The sequence below is a fragment of the Agrobacterium sp. BT-220-3 genome, assembly GCF_025910175.1.
GTDB lineage: Bacteria > Pseudomonadota > Alphaproteobacteria > Rhizobiales > Rhizobiaceae > Agrobacterium > Agrobacterium oryzihabitans.
Map to the genome: position 1 here is coordinate 516,565 of NZ_JAPAIX010000001.1, position 15,174 is coordinate 531,738.

At 57.4% G+C, this 15,174-nt stretch carries 19 protein-coding genes and 2 tRNA genes; 13 read left to right on the top strand and 8 right to left on the bottom strand.

What is annotated here, in order from left to right; translation table 11 throughout:
- Positions 1-201: 201 nt before the first annotated feature.
- The 6 genes from uppC to OK142_RS02740 all read left to right on the top strand — a co-directional run bounded on the left by uppC (position 202) and on the right by OK142_RS02740 (position 6,004).
- A complete protein-coding gene (gene uppC / locus OK142_RS02715) occupies positions 202-774 on the top strand; it encodes a polysaccharide export protein UppC (RefSeq protein ID WP_082184130.1) in 573 nt (190 codons plus the stop codon).
- A gap of 17 nt (positions 775-791) precedes the next feature.
- Complete coding sequence (uppD, locus tag OK142_RS02720; protein WP_003496527.1) at positions 792-1,934, top strand: polysaccharide biosynthesis type 4 glycosyltransferase UppD; 1,143 nt, start codon at positions 792-794, stop codon at positions 1,932-1,934.
- A 223-nt stretch (positions 1,935-2,157) separates the two neighbouring features.
- A complete protein-coding gene (gene uppE / locus OK142_RS02725) occupies positions 2,158-3,711 on the top strand; it encodes a polysaccharide biosynthesis glycosyltransferase UppE (protein WP_003496528.1) in 1,554 nt (517 codons plus the stop codon).
- The gene (gene uppF, locus OK142_RS02730; RefSeq protein WP_498680936.1) at positions 3,708-4,949 is read left to right on the top strand and encodes a polysaccharide biosynthesis O-antigen ligase family protein UppF; all 1,242 of its coding nucleotides are present in this window, start codon (positions 3,708-3,710) and stop codon (positions 4,947-4,949) included. Before uppE ends, uppF begins: the two co-directional genes overlap by 4 nt.
- Before the next feature lie 77 nt (positions 4,950-5,026).
- Entirely contained in the window at positions 5,027-5,176 is a 150-nt protein-coding gene (locus tag OK142_RS02735; protein WP_003496532.1) for a hypothetical protein, read from the top strand.
- Positions 5,177-5,353: 177 nt separating this feature from the next.
- Positions 5,354-6,004 (top strand): hypothetical protein, encoded by a 651-nt coding sequence (locus OK142_RS02740; protein ID WP_498681718.1) that lies wholly within the window; start codon positions 5,354-5,356, stop codon positions 6,002-6,004.
- A 75-nt stretch (positions 6,005-6,079) separates the two neighbouring features.
- Here the strand turns inward: OK142_RS02740 and OK142_RS02745 are convergent, their stop codons facing one another.
- Positions 6,080-6,619 carry a DUF1269 domain-containing protein gene (locus OK142_RS02745; protein ID WP_216331180.1) on the bottom strand — a complete coding sequence of 180 codons (540 nt, stop codon included), beginning with the start codon at positions 6,617-6,619 and terminating at the stop codon, positions 6,080-6,082.
- A 227-nt stretch (positions 6,620-6,846) separates the two neighbouring features.
- Here OK142_RS02745 and OK142_RS02750 point away from each other — a divergent pair.
- The 3 genes from OK142_RS02750 (at position 6,847) to OK142_RS02760 (ending at position 7,740) form a co-directional block, all read left to right on the top strand.
- Positions 6,847-6,923 (top strand) — tRNA-Pro (locus tag OK142_RS02750).
- 139 nt (positions 6,924-7,062) lie between these two features.
- On the top strand, positions 7,063-7,323 hold the full coding sequence (locus OK142_RS02755; RefSeq protein ID WP_003496538.1) for a hypothetical protein: 261 nt from the start codon (positions 7,063-7,065) through the stop codon (positions 7,321-7,323).
- 213 nt (positions 7,324-7,536) lie between these two features.
- A complete protein-coding gene (locus OK142_RS02760) occupies positions 7,537-7,740 on the top strand; it encodes a hypothetical protein (protein ID WP_003496539.1) in 204 nt (67 codons plus the stop codon).
- A 222-nt stretch (positions 7,741-7,962) separates the two neighbouring features.
- Here OK142_RS02760 and OK142_RS02765 read toward each other — a convergent pair whose 3' ends face one another.
- Entirely contained in the window at positions 7,963-8,511 is a 549-nt protein-coding gene (locus OK142_RS02765) for a dual specificity protein phosphatase family protein (protein ID WP_003496541.1), read from the bottom strand.
- Positions 8,512-8,649: 138 nt separating this feature from the next.
- The gene (locus OK142_RS02770; RefSeq protein WP_498680938.1) at positions 8,650-9,237 is read right to left on the bottom strand and encodes a YqaA family protein; all 588 of its coding nucleotides are present in this window, start codon (positions 9,235-9,237) and stop codon (positions 8,650-8,652) included.
- Positions 9,238-9,767: 530 nt separating this feature from the next.
- On the opposite strand from OK142_RS02770, the gene OK142_RS02775 reads away from it, so the two are divergent.
- Positions 9,768-10,412, top strand: a complete 645-nt coding sequence (locus OK142_RS02775; protein WP_003496545.1) for an exopolysaccharide biosynthesis protein — start codon at positions 9,768-9,770, stop codon at positions 10,410-10,412.
- A 3-nt stretch (positions 10,413-10,415) separates the two neighbouring features.
- On the opposite strand, the gene OK142_RS02780 is transcribed toward OK142_RS02775, so the two are convergent.
- Positions 10,416-10,694: a hypothetical protein gene (locus tag OK142_RS02780; RefSeq protein ID WP_498680941.1), complete on the bottom strand. Its 279-nt coding sequence runs from the start codon at positions 10,692-10,694 to the stop codon at positions 10,416-10,418.
- Positions 10,695-10,870: 176 nt separating this feature from the next.
- Between OK142_RS02780 and OK142_RS02785 the strand changes: the two genes are divergently transcribed.
- Positions 10,871-10,945 (top strand) — tRNA-Asn (locus tag OK142_RS02785).
- 100 nt (positions 10,946-11,045) lie between these two features.
- On the opposite strand, the gene OK142_RS02790 is transcribed toward OK142_RS02785, so the two are convergent.
- Entirely contained in the window at positions 11,046-11,441 is a 396-nt protein-coding gene (locus OK142_RS02790; protein WP_003496600.1) for a DUF2934 domain-containing protein, read from the bottom strand.
- 169 nt (positions 11,442-11,610) lie between these two features.
- Here OK142_RS02790 and OK142_RS02795 point away from each other — a divergent pair, with 169 nt between their 5' ends.
- Positions 11,611-11,850: a hypothetical protein gene (locus tag OK142_RS02795; RefSeq protein ID WP_003496601.1), complete on the top strand. Its 240-nt coding sequence runs from the start codon at positions 11,611-11,613 to the stop codon at positions 11,848-11,850.
- 68 nt (positions 11,851-11,918) lie between these two features.
- On the opposite strand, the gene OK142_RS02800 is transcribed toward OK142_RS02795, so the two are convergent.
- From OK142_RS02800 to OK142_RS02810, 3 genes are all read right to left on the bottom strand, one after another.
- The gene (locus tag OK142_RS02800; protein WP_035242620.1) at positions 11,919-12,362 is read right to left on the bottom strand and encodes a TIGR02594 family protein; all 444 of its coding nucleotides are present in this window, start codon (positions 12,360-12,362) and stop codon (positions 11,919-11,921) included.
- Between the two features lie 113 nt (positions 12,363-12,475).
- Entirely contained in the window at positions 12,476-13,033 is a 558-nt protein-coding gene (locus tag OK142_RS02805) for a methylated-DNA--[protein]-cysteine S-methyltransferase (protein ID WP_498680944.1), read from the bottom strand.
- Between the two features lie 133 nt (positions 13,034-13,166).
- Entirely contained in the window at positions 13,167-13,448 is a 282-nt protein-coding gene (locus tag OK142_RS02810; RefSeq protein ID WP_164056191.1) for a DUF982 domain-containing protein, read from the bottom strand.
- Between the two features lie 188 nt (positions 13,449-13,636).
- Between OK142_RS02810 and OK142_RS02815 the strand changes: the two genes are divergently transcribed.
- Positions 13,637-15,076, top strand: a complete 1,440-nt coding sequence (locus tag OK142_RS02815) for a cryptochrome/photolyase family protein (RefSeq protein WP_498680945.1) — start codon at positions 13,637-13,639, stop codon at positions 15,074-15,076.
- Positions 15,077-15,174 lie beyond the last annotated feature (98 nt).

Below are 15,174 nucleotides of genomic sequence, written 5' to 3' on the forward strand. Positions count from 1 at the left end.
TAACCGAGGCAAGCCTCTAGCGTCCAAAATATAAATGGCCAATTTTCGCGAAGTTTAAGTGTTTCCGGTAACACAACGGTTAATCCCGACGAATCCGACGAAATAAAGCCGATATTACTATCCCTGGGGCCGGGTGTTTACCGCGCATTAACCCTAACAGAACGATAAGAATGATCAAAGATCGACTCGGAGCCAGATGAGATGCCGCTCGCCGGATCACGACATGTCACCGCACTGACGCTTGCCGTTCTGACGGCCCTTTCCGGGTGCGCGGCATATCAACCCGCGCCCAAGGCGTTTCACGAGGTCGCGTTGCAGCCCTATCACGTCGATAGCGGCGACAGGCTGCGCATCAACGTGTTCGAGCAGACAGGGCTGACGAATACCTACACGGTAGATCAGGCCGGTTACGTCGCCTTCCCCCTCGTCGGCCAGGTTCCTGCAAGGGGCAAGACGCTGCCGCAGCTCGAAGCCGCCATCGCCGCCAAATTGCGCCAGGGTTATCTGCGCGATCCTGACGTGACGATCGAAATCGACCGCTATCGTCCCGTCTTCGTGATGGGGGAAGTCGGCCGTCCTGGCCAATATTCCTACGTGCCGGGCATGACGGTGCAAAACGCCATCGCCATCGCCGGCGGCTTCACTCCGCGCGCCAATCAGGCCGATGTCGACATCACACGCAAGATCAACGCCGAGGTGTTGACCGGTCGGATCGGGATCACCGCCCCGATGCTGGCGGGCGATACGGTCTATGTGCGTGAACGCTTCTTCTGAAAAACGGAGTGGCACCCATGTCGGATGACGGCCCTCCCCTGCGCATCATTCACTGTTTCCGCTCCCCGGTCGGCGGTGTCTTCCGCCATGTGCGCGACCTGATCGAAGAACATGTCAAACAGGGCCACAAGGTCGGCATCGTCTGCGACAGCTCCACCGGCGGCGCCCATGAGGAGCGGCTTTTCGCGCAGATCGCCCCGATGCTGGAGCTGGGTCTCACCCGCATGCCCATCCGGCGGTCCATCAGCCCGGGCGACCTCATGGCGCTCTATAAGTCCTATAACCATATCAAAAGTTTGCGGCCGGACATTCTGCACGGGCACAGCGCCAAGGGTGGCGCATTGGCCCGGCTGATCGGCTCATTGCTGCGGGCGAACAGGTATCGCGTAGCCCGCCTCTATTCGCCGCATGGCGGCAGCCTGCATTATGACCGCAAGAGCCTGAAGGGACAGTTGTTCCTGCGGATCGAGCGGTTTCAGGAGCGTTTTACCGACGCGCTCTGTTTCGTCTGCAATTTCGAGCAGGCGACCTACGAAGCCAAGGTGGGCAAGCCGCGCACCCGCACGGCGATGATCTATAACGGCGTGCAGGAAAGCGAATTCGAAACCGTACCCGCCCGCGAGGGTGCCGCGCGCTTCCTCTATATCGGCATGCTGCGTGATCTCAAGGGGCCGGACGTGTTCATCAAGGCATTCGCCAGGATGGAGCGCAGCATCGGCCAGCCCATGTCCGGCGTGATCGTCGGCGACGGGCCGGACAGGGACAAATATGCGGCGATGATCGAAAAGGCCGGGCTTTCGCAACGCATTTCCATGCATGCCGCCATGCCCGCCAGACAGGCTTTCGCGCTAGCGCCGACAGTGGTGGTTCCTTCGCGCGCCGAGGCCATGCCCTATATCGTGCTGGAAGCGCTCGCAGCGGGCAAAACCGTCATCGCTTCGCATGTCGGCGGCATCGCCGAGGTTCTGGGAGAAGACAGCGAGGCGCTCGTTCCGGCCGGAGATGCCGATGCGCTGGCGCAGATCATGGTCAAGGACGCGGAAAACGACGACTGGGCAAAACGGGTGATGCCGCACCCTGACAGCTTCAAGGCGAAATTTTCAACCCCGGTGATGGCCAGTGACATGATGAAGCTCTATCGCGACCTGCTTTCGCTCTAGAAACGTTTCAAAAACACGATTTTTAATTGTATATTCCGCTTTCCTGTAGAAAGTCATCATAAACGTTTCTTAGCATGTTTCGGCTAGTTTCCTGCTCGTAGAGTGCGTGCATCCTTCCGGATGTCACACGAGGACGCTCTACCACTTTGAAGTTGCGCATCGTTCCTGTCGAAGACCGATTCCGGTTTTCGGGCCGATGCGCTAGAGGGTGCGGACCAAAGCAATGACCAAGGCTGACAAGGACAGACTGCAATTCGATCTGGCGTCTTTGCGCAAGCAAATCTCCGAGCGCGAGGCCGGGGAGCCGTCAGCGCCGGAAACTGTCGTTCTCAATCCGCTGGCGCGGCAGATTGCCAACCAGCTGCGCGCCGGCAACCATTCGCCGAACATGGTGATCGGCCAGTTGCGGCTTTTGGAATTTTCGATGCTTGTGGTCATCGCCGCCATCGTCAACGGTATCGCGGCCGATCGGGGTCTCGAAACCTTTCTGGCGGTTTTCGGCGGCGGCGTTTTGGGGGCAGCGCTCTGCGTGTTCCTTCTGCAGGCGGGAGATTGCTACCAGCTTCCAACGCTGCGCACGCCGCTTAAAATGTTCGCCCGCATTCAGGGCGCCGTCTGCCTGTCCTTCGTCGGTGTCGCCTGTTTCCTTCTCGTCCTTTTCCCGGATGCGCTGCATTCGTGGCAGGCCTTCGGTATCTGGTATGCAACGAGCGCGATTGCGATTTTCACCGGACGGCTGATCCTCGGCTTTGCCATTCGCCACTGGGGGCGCAACGGTGTCATGGAGCGCCGCGCCGTCATCGTTGGCGGCGGCGATACGGCGAAAGACCTCATCCGCTCCCTGGAACAGCAATCGGACAACGACATCCGCATCTGCGGCATTTTCGACGACCGAAAAAGCGAGCGTTCCCCCGAAGTCGTTGCCGGTTATCCCAAACTCGGCACCTTCGCAGAACTGGTCGAATTTGCACGCCTGACGAAGCTTGACATGCTGATCATAGCCCTGCCGCTCAGCGCCGAGGCGCGTATTCTCCAGCTGCTGCGCAAGCTCTGGGTGCTGCCGGTCGATATCCGCATCGCGGCGCACGCCAATAAATTGCGCTTCCGTCCGCGCGCCTATTCGCATGTCGGCAACGTTCCGATGCTCGATGTGTTCGACAAGCCCATACGCGACTGGGATTCGGTGGCAAAACGGGTGTTCGACATCATTTTCAGCCTTATCGGCATTGCCCTGCTCTGGCCGGTGATGCTGGGCGCGGGGATCGCCGTCAAGGCGACGTCCAAGGGCCCCGTCCTCTTCAAGCAGAAGCGTCACGGCTTCAACAATGAGACAATCAATGTCTGGAAGTTCCGCTCCATGTACACGGAACTCAGCGATCCGACGGCGAAGAAGGCCGTCACGAAGAACGATCCACGCGTCACGCCGGTCGGCCGGTTCCTGCGCAAATCCTCGATTGACGAGTTGCCGCAGCTTTTCAATGTGCTTTACGGCGACCTTTCTCTGGTCGGACCACGCCCCCACGCGGTCCATGCCCAGACGGGCGATCTGAAATATACCGAAGTGGTGGAGCATTATTTCGCACGCCACAAGGTCAAGCCCGGCGTTACCGGCTGGGCGCAGATCAATGGTTGGCGCGGTGAAATCGACCATGGCGACAAGATCAAGTTCCGCACGGAATACGATCTTTATTACATCGAGAACTGGTCGCTGTTCTTCGATCTCAAGATCCTGTTCCTGACGCCGATACGCCTGCTCAAATCGGAAAACGCCTATTGACCCACACCGGTTACCAGCACGCACCGGATTTCGACGCGCCGCTTGCCGCCATGCGGCTGGTTGGCGCGTTCTTCATTGCATTCGGCGTGTTTCTTTCCGGTTTCGTGATCTCGGAGCCGGCGCCATACGAGCTGATGATGGTGGGACAGGTGGCGATCTGGTTCCTGCTCGGCCTGCGGCTTTCGCGCACCGTCGTGCTGCTTCTGTGCATGTTGCTCGCTTTCAACGTCGGCGGTTATCTTTCGCTCACCACCATGGCCGATCTGGACGAGGGGCCGCTTTATCTGGCCGTATCAACCTTTCTGGCGCTGACTTCGGTTTTTTATGCGGCGATCATCGAGGACAAGCACCAGCGGCTGCTCCTGATTTTCCGGGCCTGGCTCGCAGCCGCGCTGATTACCTCCCTGCTCGGCATTATCGGATATTTCCACGCCATTCCCGGTTTCGAGGTCTTCACCCTTTACGATCGCGCCAAGGGCGCTTTTCAGGACCCCAACGTCTTCGGTCCCTTTCTGGTGACACCGTCGCTTTACCTGATCTACGGCCTGCTGACCGGCAAGGCGATGCATGCGCCGTGGCGGATCATCGGCCTGCTCATCCTGTCGCTCGGCGTGTTCCTGTCATTTTCGCGCGCGGCATGGGGCCTGTTCCTGTTTTCGGCCGTTCTTCTGGTTTTCGTCATGCTGCTGAAGGAGCGCACCGCCGCGTTCCGCCTCAAGATCCTCGTGCTGTTTCTCGTCGCCACGGCTTTGATGGTTGCGGCCGTCATCATTGCGCTGCAGTTCAAACAGGTGGCAGATCTGTTCTCCAGCCGTGCCTCGGCCGTGCAATCCTATGATGGCGGCCATCTCGGGCGTTTTGCCCGCCATTATCTCGGCTTCCTGATGGCGATGGATCATCCGCTCGGGATCGGGCCGCTGGTCTTCGACAATATCTTTCCCGCTGCCGAACATAATATCTGGCTGAAAAGCCTGACGACGCATGGCTGGTTCGGCTTCGTGATCTATCTCACGCTAATCTGCTGGACCATCGCCGCCGGCTTCCGGCACCTCTTGCGCCAGCGGCCGTGGCAGCCATTCCTGATCATTGCCTGGGTGACCTTCGTCGGTCATGTGATGATCGGCGCCGTCATCGATACTGACCACTGGCGGCATTTCTTCCTGCTGCTCGGCATATTGTGGGGATGCATGGCGCTCGAAAAACGCGAAAGCCTGCGCCGTCGCAGAAGCAATTCCTAAAATACTTACCGTTACGGAACCCTGCGCTATTTCATGCGTTTAGCCCCCGATTATGTTGTCAAACGGGGAGACATCTTATGACGCAGACCAATAATCTCTATCTCATCATCGGCGCACTTCTGGTGGTCCTTGTCGGCCTTGGAGCCTATGTCTGGCACGAGGAGAGCAAGCCGAAGGGGATTGAGATGAATATCGGGCCGAACGGCGTTTCCGTTCAGGAAAATTAAGACGCAAGCGTCGCGCAAAGTCCGGCCATTAGACCGGGTGCAATCCAAGCCAGAAACGGCGCGGAATGCACCCGGTCTTCTTATGAGAGAGGACGAAAAGGCGGGATCGAGGATCCATGCCGAGCCGGTTCGGTACGAATGATGCGTATCGGGGCCGATCATGGAACAGTTAGAAAAATGGTCTCCTCCATCGACCTTTCCACACGCCTCACCGCCACCAAACTTGCCCTCAAGGCCATCAGGGAGCAGGAAGACAATTCCGCGGCGACATCTTCTTCCTCGTCGCCAAGGACGGCACTGCTGGCCTCCTATGGGATCGACACATCATCCTCCTCCACCAATACGAGGCTGACGCAGCTTCTGGCGCAATATGGGCAGGCCTCCGGCGACGATACGAAAACCGACGATACGGACACACAGGTGTCTTCCGGTGACATTACCCAGGCCGATTTCATGAAGAACCTGAAAGAGACCCTGGAAGAACTGTCCAAGGACGCGGACAAGGCTGCGCAGGCCAAGGCGATGCTCGAAGCGCTTAAAGAGGGAACGTTGACCGTCTCCGATCCGGCGGAAGGGGTACAGATCAAAGCCTGGGATGTCGAGACCGACAAAAAAACCACCTCGAAACCGGCAACCGAAATCGCCACCACGGGCTGGAGCGACTTTCTGAAAGATCATCTCAAACGCGACGGCTCGGCCTATGCCAAGAGTTCTGGTGGCGCCTATGTTGATCGCATTTCCGGGGATAGTGCATTTTTTGGCAGCGTCGGCAGCCGTTATTATTATCTGACCTGGCCTCAGGCGAAAAATGGCACGCTGACGCTATAAGCAGCCGCTTCCAGATTACCTCAAGAAATGGCTGCGGCATGGATCATGCCGCAGCGTTTTTCTCTTTCTGCCCGCTCAGGCAGCGGGTGCGGCGGCGGGCTGTTCGGTTCCGCCAGACAGGGCCTTTTGCAGTTGCGCTTCCTGCTCTGGTGAAAGCGACGTCTTGATGACGCGTCCGCGCAGCCCTTCCAGTTCCGCCAGCACCTTTTCCGGCTGCACCTTGCGGATCAGCACGAACAGCGCAGACGAACCGTTGGGAATGGTCTCGCCAAGCGATTTGATGAAATCGTCATCGATGCCGAAATCCGTCAGCGAACCCGCAAGCGCGCCCGTACCCGCGCCAATGGCACCGCCGATCGCAAATCCCGCCAGCGGATTGAGGAACAGCAGGCCAACAAGGCCACCCCAGAGACCACCGGAAAGGAAGCCAGAGCTCGCGCCAAGCGCCGTCAGATTGACGCTCTGTTTCAGATGCACCTTGCCGTTTTCATCGCGAACCACGACCACGGCGTCTTCCAGATCGACCAGATATTCCTTTTTCAGGCTGGCAAGCTTCAGAAGGACGCGGTCGGCCTCTTCCGTTCCATCAAAACCAACAACGACGAGTTCAGACATATTTATCTCCCTGAGTTTCAATTCCGCTGGGTTTGAACGCCGAAGACTACGGCAGGTTCCGGCCATGATGGAAAGATGATGTGTCAGGCATTTGACGCGGCACGCAATAATAAGCGGCGCCGTGCAGTCCCCTTCCCCGCCGACCCACATCCATTGTTCCTTTTTTTGAGAAAAGACGATTTTCCGCTTGCGCCCTAACAGGCTTATATATAAACGGCTTTCAGGTTCGGAGCGTAGCGCAGCCCGGTAGCGCACTTGACTGGGGGTCAAGGGGTCGTGGGTTCGAATCCCGCCGCTCCGACCAGTAAAAACAGATAGATAGCCAGTTCCCCCAGAGCTGGCTATATTTGTTTTAGCGACCTTGCAGCCAGCGCTCTGCGCGAATTTAAAAGACCCGGTTCGGGTGTGCGTTTATTCAAAGCCTGAGAACGAGGTGTGCCGAGATGCCCAAAAAAACGAAAATTGAACACTCGGAATTCTCAGGCGAGTTTGAAGACGACGGTATCACGGTCCTTGTTGATATCCACCGGCCGGCTGGCACACAGCAAGACTGGACGCTCGAGGTTATCAGCGAGCACGACGATGTCACCACTTGGGACGAACCCTTCGCGACCGACAAAGACGCCTGGGAAGAATTTTTGGCCACCTGTGAGAAAGACGGGATTCGCAGCTTCCTGGACGGTGAAGATCCATCAGTTCATTAACGCTTGCCTCTTCGGCGCTGCGCCGCAGGGGTCTCGGGTCCGAATCCATCCCTCGACCACTCTCCCTCTCCATTTACGATCGAGAGCCTTCACCGGGTAAATTCCTGAAACCTTAATTGCCAAGCCGCTCGCCGTCGGAAGAAGGGGAACATTGCCTTGTTGACTCCTCGCTAAAATTAGAACATTTAGTGAACAAAAGAGAGGTCATCCAATATGTCCAACGCTGAAAAGTCCACTCCCATACAGCCTGATGACATAGCGGGATATGTCATCCAGTGTCATGACGGCGATGCGAAGGCGGCTGTCGAGGCCCTTCTCGGCGAAATCGAGCATTTGCAGGAACAGCTTTCCCTTGCTGTCGCCATCATGGGAAAGGGATATACGCGCGGGTGGACGCCGGATATGGGCCGGGATTGAGCAGATCGCGGTTGTTGCTTCAAGGGGCAGGCAGGGGAGCGACAATTGTCGATGTAGTAGCGCCGCATGATCTGAACACATGATCCAGACTGCGCGAATCCACGCGGCGATATCGGCATGTTCACGCCCATGCCGATCGCTGGCGCAGTCGAGACAGCCACAAATGGCTGTCAGACAATCAATCGCGATACTGCGGGAAATTTGTCCGAACGGCCTTCAAAACTAATTGGATGCAACCGTGAAGTCGTCGGTGATCGGCATGTCTTCCGCATTCTCCCAGGTCCGGTCCATGGCATAGGTTGCCGACAGATAGGGGATGCCGACGTGACCGTAGCGGATGGAGAGCTGGCTTTCAGCCTCCTTTTCGCTAAGAAGCGCGACGCGGCTGAGATAGAGCGCGGTTGCGAGGCCCGTCCTGTCAGCACCGGCCTTGCAATGGATGAGGATGGGTTTGGGTGCGTCGCGCATGATTGCGACCAGCTGGTTCACCTGGTTCATGTCGAGCTCCTGGCTTGCCGACATGCCAAAATCGATGTGATTCAGCCCAAGCTCGCGCGATGTCTTGATCTCGTCCTGATACCAGGCTTGCGATTCATTGGTACCGCGCAGGTTGATGACCGTCCTGATGCCATTTTCCTTGGTATAGCGCACAAGCTCTTCAACGCTCGGCTGGTTGGAGCGATAAAGCTGCCCGGCCAACACCTCGTGAAAGTTACCGAGAAGCTGGATGGCGTAGAGATAACCGCCTGTGGCAAGCACAGCAATACCCATGCCCCCAAACGAGCACTTCCAGAATCTTCGCATAATAGAACGGTTCCCTAATTCGACGAGAGAACCGATACAGGCGGATTCTGACAGTAAGCTGAAAGTTATGCGACAGTATTGTAAGAGTAGAAGATTATCGCCCGATCACCGCACGAAAACGTAAACCGCATAGATCCCGATGAGGGCGGCGGCGGCCGCGGCGGTGATGACGCCCAGGCGTTTCTCGATGAAATGACGCACCGATTCACCGTATCTCTGCAGCAGCCCGGCGAGGATGAAAAAGCGCGCACCGCGCGTGACGACAGCTGAGAGAATGAACAGGCCGAGGCTGATATTGGCCGCGCCGGAAAGAATGGTGACGACCTTGATCGGCGGCAGGTGCGCAAGCCCCGATGTCACCAGCAGGAGGACAATGGTCTCATAGTCGACCGAGTTCTTGAGATGCTCGAAACTGTCCAGCTTGCCGTAAAATTCCAGAATGGGCCGCGCGATGCTTTCGAAAGCATAATGACCGAGGAACCAGCCGGCGATGCCGCCAAGTACGGAGGCGACCGTGGCAACGAAGGCATAAAACATCGCCTTCTTCGGTTTTGCCAGCACCATGGGCAGGAAGAGCATGTCCGCCGGAACGACGAAGACGGAGCTTTCCACGAAAGCGACGATTGCCAGCCACCATACGGCGGTTTTGCGAGCGGCAAGAGCCATCGTCCAGGCATAGATGTTTTTCAGCATTTCATATCCCCTGGAAGATCATCGTAGACGGAAGGCAAGGCGGGAGCCAGGGCCTCTCAAGCGGCGGTTTCTCGGCGGGGAACAGAAGACATCCGGCCCGCCGCCACATCACGATTTAGAGACAACGCAGGACAATGGCAAATGTTGGGACAAAAGTCGGTAGATTTATTTTTGCGCTGCGGAAAACGGGAAAGACAAACAATTCCAGACCTCAGCGGCGCAAGGTTGCTGCGATGCGAAATTTCGTCCTATGGTAGATAAATCCCTGTTTTTGCGATAGAATAAAGGCGTGGGACAGAGGAGGAGGAAGTTATCATGGACTATGTAGGCTTCATTACGTCGATCAACCCGGTCATACTCGTCATCCTGCTGGTGGTTCTTCTTGCCGGCGCTTACAGCAGCTGGGTTTCGCACTAATAAAAGGCGAACGACACGAGAGACGGCGGCGATGCCGATTTTCTATCGGTGATAGGCATCGAGCCTGATGAATGTTATCAAACCCGGAGTTAAAACAACTTCCGGGAAGCGGCATGTCGAACGAATTCGCATTCACTGATACGTCTGAAAAACTCAGCACCACGCTCGAGAAACTGATAGGAAAACTGCAAGGTCAGACGATCACATTGCGCGAGTTGATGGAAGCGATTGGCGAACAGGGCCTCTTGCTCATCTGTGCGATCGCGTCCCTGCCCTTCCTCATTCCGGTGTCCATTCCCGGCGTCAGCACCGTGTTCGGTGCGGCGATCATTCTCGTGAGCCTCGCGATCACACTCAATCGCCTGCCATGGTTGCCAGCAAAGATTCTCGACCGGCAGATGGAGACGGCAAAACTCGTGCCCGCGCTTCGCAAGGGCGTCTCGATCGTCTCGAGGCTCGATCGCTTCATCCGCCCGCGCATTCCCGTACTGACCACAGGCATCGTCGCCAACAGGATAAATGGCCTGGCCCTGATGACCGCCGGCGTCCTGCTGATGATGCCGCTCGGCTTCATTCCCTTTTCCAACACCCTGCCGGGCGTAGCCATCCTGCTTCTGTCGGCCGGCATGATCCAGAGGGATGGCGTCACGGTGCTTGGCGGTTACCTGTTCCTTGGCCTGACGGCGATCTACTTCGCAGCGCTTGCCTATGCCGCCTTCTGGGCCGGACAGGGCATCAGCAGCTCCATCGGCGGCTGAGGCCTACTGCCGGTCTCTGTTGCGGGCCTCGCGGCGGTTCCGTCGCGATGCCCACCACACCGCCAGTCGTCGCCGCCTGCGGCGCACGGCCGGCAAATCGTGGGAGAGCACGATCAATCCAAGCGGAATCATCCAGAAACCGAGGATGGGCAAAAATCCAAGCGTTCCGCCCACCACCAGCGCCGAACCCGTAGCGATCCTGCCGACGCGCGAACGCGGCATGGCAAGGCTCCATTTTCCGAGATTGAGGCGGCCAGTTCTGTGGTCCATACCGAATTTCATTCCATCCTGCCCTTTTGCATCTGCCCTGTGGATAATTTTTTCACCGGCGATAAGCCCGGAAAATCGGGACTCCGGGGATATAAAACAAGAGGAATGCGTTTTTTTTGAAAAAACCGCTTGGCAAATCGGAAAAGCATTTGTATTACCCCGCTCACACCGCGCCAAGCAGCGCACGTTCCCTGGTAGCTCAGCGGTAGAGCATTCGACTGTTAATCGACAGGTCGCCGGTTCGAATCCGGCCCGGGGAGCCATTTCTCTCAAAAACATGGTTTGAAGAGCGAAGTGCAGCTGCATTCGCCCGATCCGGATCGTGGCATTTTATCCTTGCCCTATCAGCGGGCTATATGGATCTCACGTCTTCTTGACCGTTCGCTTCGTTGCCTTCGTGGCGTTGGTAAGCGCCGGCGGATCACTTGCCGGAAAACTTTCTTCCAGGCTTTCGGTCAGATCATCGTCCACCTTCTCGTGGCTCGCAGCTTTCTGCTCCTTCTGAAGCGATTTTACCGCCGGCGATTTTGGCTTTTTCGCCGGAGCCTTATCCCCTGGTGCTTTCTTCGCCGTGGCCTTTGCAGCGGCAGCTGGTTTCTTCGCACCGTTCTTGCCATTGGCTTTTACGGTTTCGGCACTCGCGGAGATTTCCCGCTCCGCCTCTATCCAGTGTCGTTCGTGGTGCCCTTCCGGCCGTCCTTCCCTCTCCCATATTGCGCGCGCTTTTTCGCGGATTGCGGCTTCGCGATCATGGTTCATAACGGGCCTCCCTCTTTCGTTGCGCCGGTTTTGATTGTGCCGAGAGAAAAACAGAAAAGGCAAGAAATTGTTCCGCGATGCTCCATCGCGAACAAGTGTTTCCTCTAAAAAGGGAACCGTCCCTGCGGCTGATCGTTTGCCCGACAGGAAACCCCTCAGGAGGATCATCATGGACGCGCCAAAGCACAAAGAGAACAAGCCACTCGACATACGTGACGAGGACGTGCCGCATTTTGAAACCGACAGTGAGCTCAAATCCAAGGACGGCGAGATTTATCCGGATGAATCCATCAACCTGCGTGCACGCCGGCAGGCGGCGCGGCAACATGAGGACGCCTTCATCGTCGCCACGGACCTTGAGGATGACGACCAGCGCGATGCGGCGCCCGGCGTCAGGGAACAGCCATAGGCGCCTTAAAACAGATAGGGCGGGCCATGGCCCGCCTTTATAACAATGCACTATTGTCTGTTTGCTCTTCAGCGGCGAACGGAGACGATGGCCTTGCGATTGAAATTGGAAACCTGCACCCGGCCCGACTGATTGCCGCCAAGGATTTGCGCAGTCTTGCCGCTCATTCCCTTCAGGATGCCGGCATGATAGCCGCGCCCATTGCGGATGACGACGACGTCGCCGGGTTTTGCCTGGCTCACCGGAACGGCGTAACCGAAAGAGGTCCAGGATTTCGCAAATCCATAGGACTTCGGCGATTGCCTCCCGGCCTTGCTGGCAACGGCATGCAGGAAAAGACCGCACCACGGCGTGCTGCGGGGATTGGCCCCGAGAATATTCTTCAGGCTCTTGTTGTTTTTGGATTCATGCAGTCCGGTGTATTTTTCAGCCTGGTTCAGCATGCCAGCCGAAGCTGGTGCCACGACTGTAAAAGCCAAGGCAGCGGATAGAATTAACGCGGATACTCTCAAACGTCTCGCCCTTATGTTAGAGGGCGTCCGTGTATTGTGACAATTTAGCGACAATTTGACGAGATAAGGGCAGAAATCAGACGGCTATTCATGCGTGCTGATCTGTCATTGCTTCAAAACAGGCTGCCCTGCGCATCGTCAGCGTTGCTGCGGCCGACATTTTCGAGATCCAGCATGCGCAATTTGGTGTTGGTTCCGCCCGGGGCGGAAAAGCCGCCAAGCCTGCCGCCAGCGGCCAGAACGCGGTGGCAGGGAATGATCAGCGGCACCGGATTTTTCGCCATCGCCTGCCCGACATCGCGGGCCTTTTCCATGCCGAGCCCAAGCGTTTTCACGATGCCGCCATAGGTCGTCGTGCGTCCCCAGCCGATCTGCCGCGCCACGGCATAAACATCGAGAAAGAAACGGTCCTGCCCGGCAAGATCGAGTTCGACGGTGGCGAAATCGATTGCCTCACCGTTGAAATAGCGGGTGATCATCGCAATCACCTCACGCGTCCGTGTCTCGGGAACCGCGATTGTGGAAGACGGCACGCGTTTCAGGAGAAGTTTTTCCGTTTCACCCGCATCGGCTCCGGGCAATTGCAGACGGGCAATGCCGCGCCCCGCCCATGCGAGGCCGCAATGGCCAAGGGCTGTTGGAAAAACAATATAACCGTAGTGGTTGCTCATTGCCGTCTTCATCCGTCATTTCGTGTGCACGATGCCATATCCTGCGTTCGAAACAACCCGTTTCCTGCCCTCAATCACAAAGGCCACCCGGTTCTGGCGGGTGGCCTCGCTGGTCTCGGTCCTCAGAAACGGATCAGGACGCGATCTTATTCTGTTCCTCCGCCTTATCCTCCATCAGGCACTGCGCCTGCCGGCTTGCGGCGACGAAGGCTGTGCGGGCAATTTCTCCTGCCACATCGCCCATCAGCGAGGAACGGCACAGGCGAAGGGCCTGTTCATGCGCCTTGCCACCGCGTTCCGGCCATTCGTGCTGCAAAAAATCGAAGGCTTCGTAAACGCCGTTGAAAATCCGGGGAGCACCGTTTTCAAGAGATATGGTAACGGGCTTTTCCCACTTAACGTCATTCAGCAACATTGATTGCACTTCCATGCTCTATTAACCCGCGACAAACGCCGGCTCCTCCAGTTGGTTCCCTTCACCTGCGGTTTCAAGGTCGAAAAAATAACCCTCGAGAAACCATGTGCCCCATCTTTCCATTCTAGCTGATTTGCGGAACAAAGCGTTTCAACACTCGTTCAAGCGGAAGTGAACCGGGTCCTTTCATGCCGACAATAGCCTCCCCCATCATCGTCTGGTTCCGCAAGGACCTGCGCCTCTGGGACAATCTTGCCCTGCTTGCAGCGGTGGAGCATGGCGGCCCCGTCATCCCACTCTATATTAAGGAAAAATCCTCCGGCCCGCTGGGCGGTGCGCAGGAATGGTGGCTTCACCATTCGCTGGCTTCCCTCACCGTCGCACTGGAAGAAACCGGTAGCCGCCTGCTGCTCCGGAGCGGTGACGCCGAGGAGACGCTGCGCCATGTGATAAGCGAAACTGGCGCCGACACGATCTTCTGGAACCGCCGCTACGATCCGGCGGGCATGGCGACGGACAAGGCACTGAAACAGGCGCTCAGCGACGACGGCCTGACGGTCCGCAGCTTTGCCGGACATCTGCTGCATGAACCATCCCGGGTGCAGACAAAATCCGGCGGCCCTTACCGGGTCTATACGCCCTTCTGGCGCGCGCTGGAGGGCGGCGAGGAGCCACATGCGCCGGCGGATGCACCAAAGAGCCTGAAATCACCTGAGACATGGCCGAAATCACAGAAACTCGACGATTGGAAGCTTCTGCCGGTCAAACCGGACTGGGCCAGGGATTTCAGCGAAATATGGACACCCGGCGAAAATGCGGCACGGGAAAAACTCGATGATTTCATCGACGGCGCTTTGAAGGGTTACGAGGAAGGTCGCGATTTTCCGGCGAAAGACGCCACCTCGATGCTTGCACCGCATCTGGCGCTCGGCGAAATATCGCCTGCCGCCGTCTGGCACGCCACAAAGGGGCTTTCCCGCCATATCGCCTCCAACGATATCAGCCGGTTTCGCAAGGAGCTCGTCTGGCGGGAGTTCTGCTACCACTTGCTGTTTCATTTCCCCAAACTGGACGAGAAGAACTGGAACGACAGTTTCGATGCCTTCGGCTGGCGGGATGATGAAAAATCCTTCAAAGCCTGGACGCGCGGCATGACAGGTTACCCCATCGTCGATGCCGGCATGCGGCAATTGTGGAAACACGGCACCATGCACAATCGGGTGCGCATGATCGTGGCGTCCTTCCTCATCAAACATCTGCTGATTGACTGGCGGAAGGGTGAGAAATGGTTTCGCGACACGCTTGTGGATGCCGATCCGGCTTCCAACGCCGCCAACTGGCAATGGGTGGCGGGGTCTGGCGCGGACGCCTCGCCGTTTTTCCGCATCTTCAACCCCATCCTGCAGGGCGAAAAATTCGATGGCGATGGCGATTATGTGCGCCGCTTCGTGCCCGAACTCGAAAAGCTCGAGCGGAAATTCATCCACAAGCCGTTCGAAGCACCGAAGGAGGTGCTGAAAAAGGCGGGCATCGAGCTTGGCAAGACCTATCCGCTGCCGATCGTCGACCATGGAAAGGCGCGGGAAAGAGCGCTTGCCGCCTATGCCGACGTCAGGAAGAACGCATAAAATTGGGTATCGGCAAAATTTTGCGTGGCTAAGCCAAAGCCGGGAAGATAATTTCTTGCCTTGAGGCGGTTGTAACGGGACATAACGGCACCTAATTT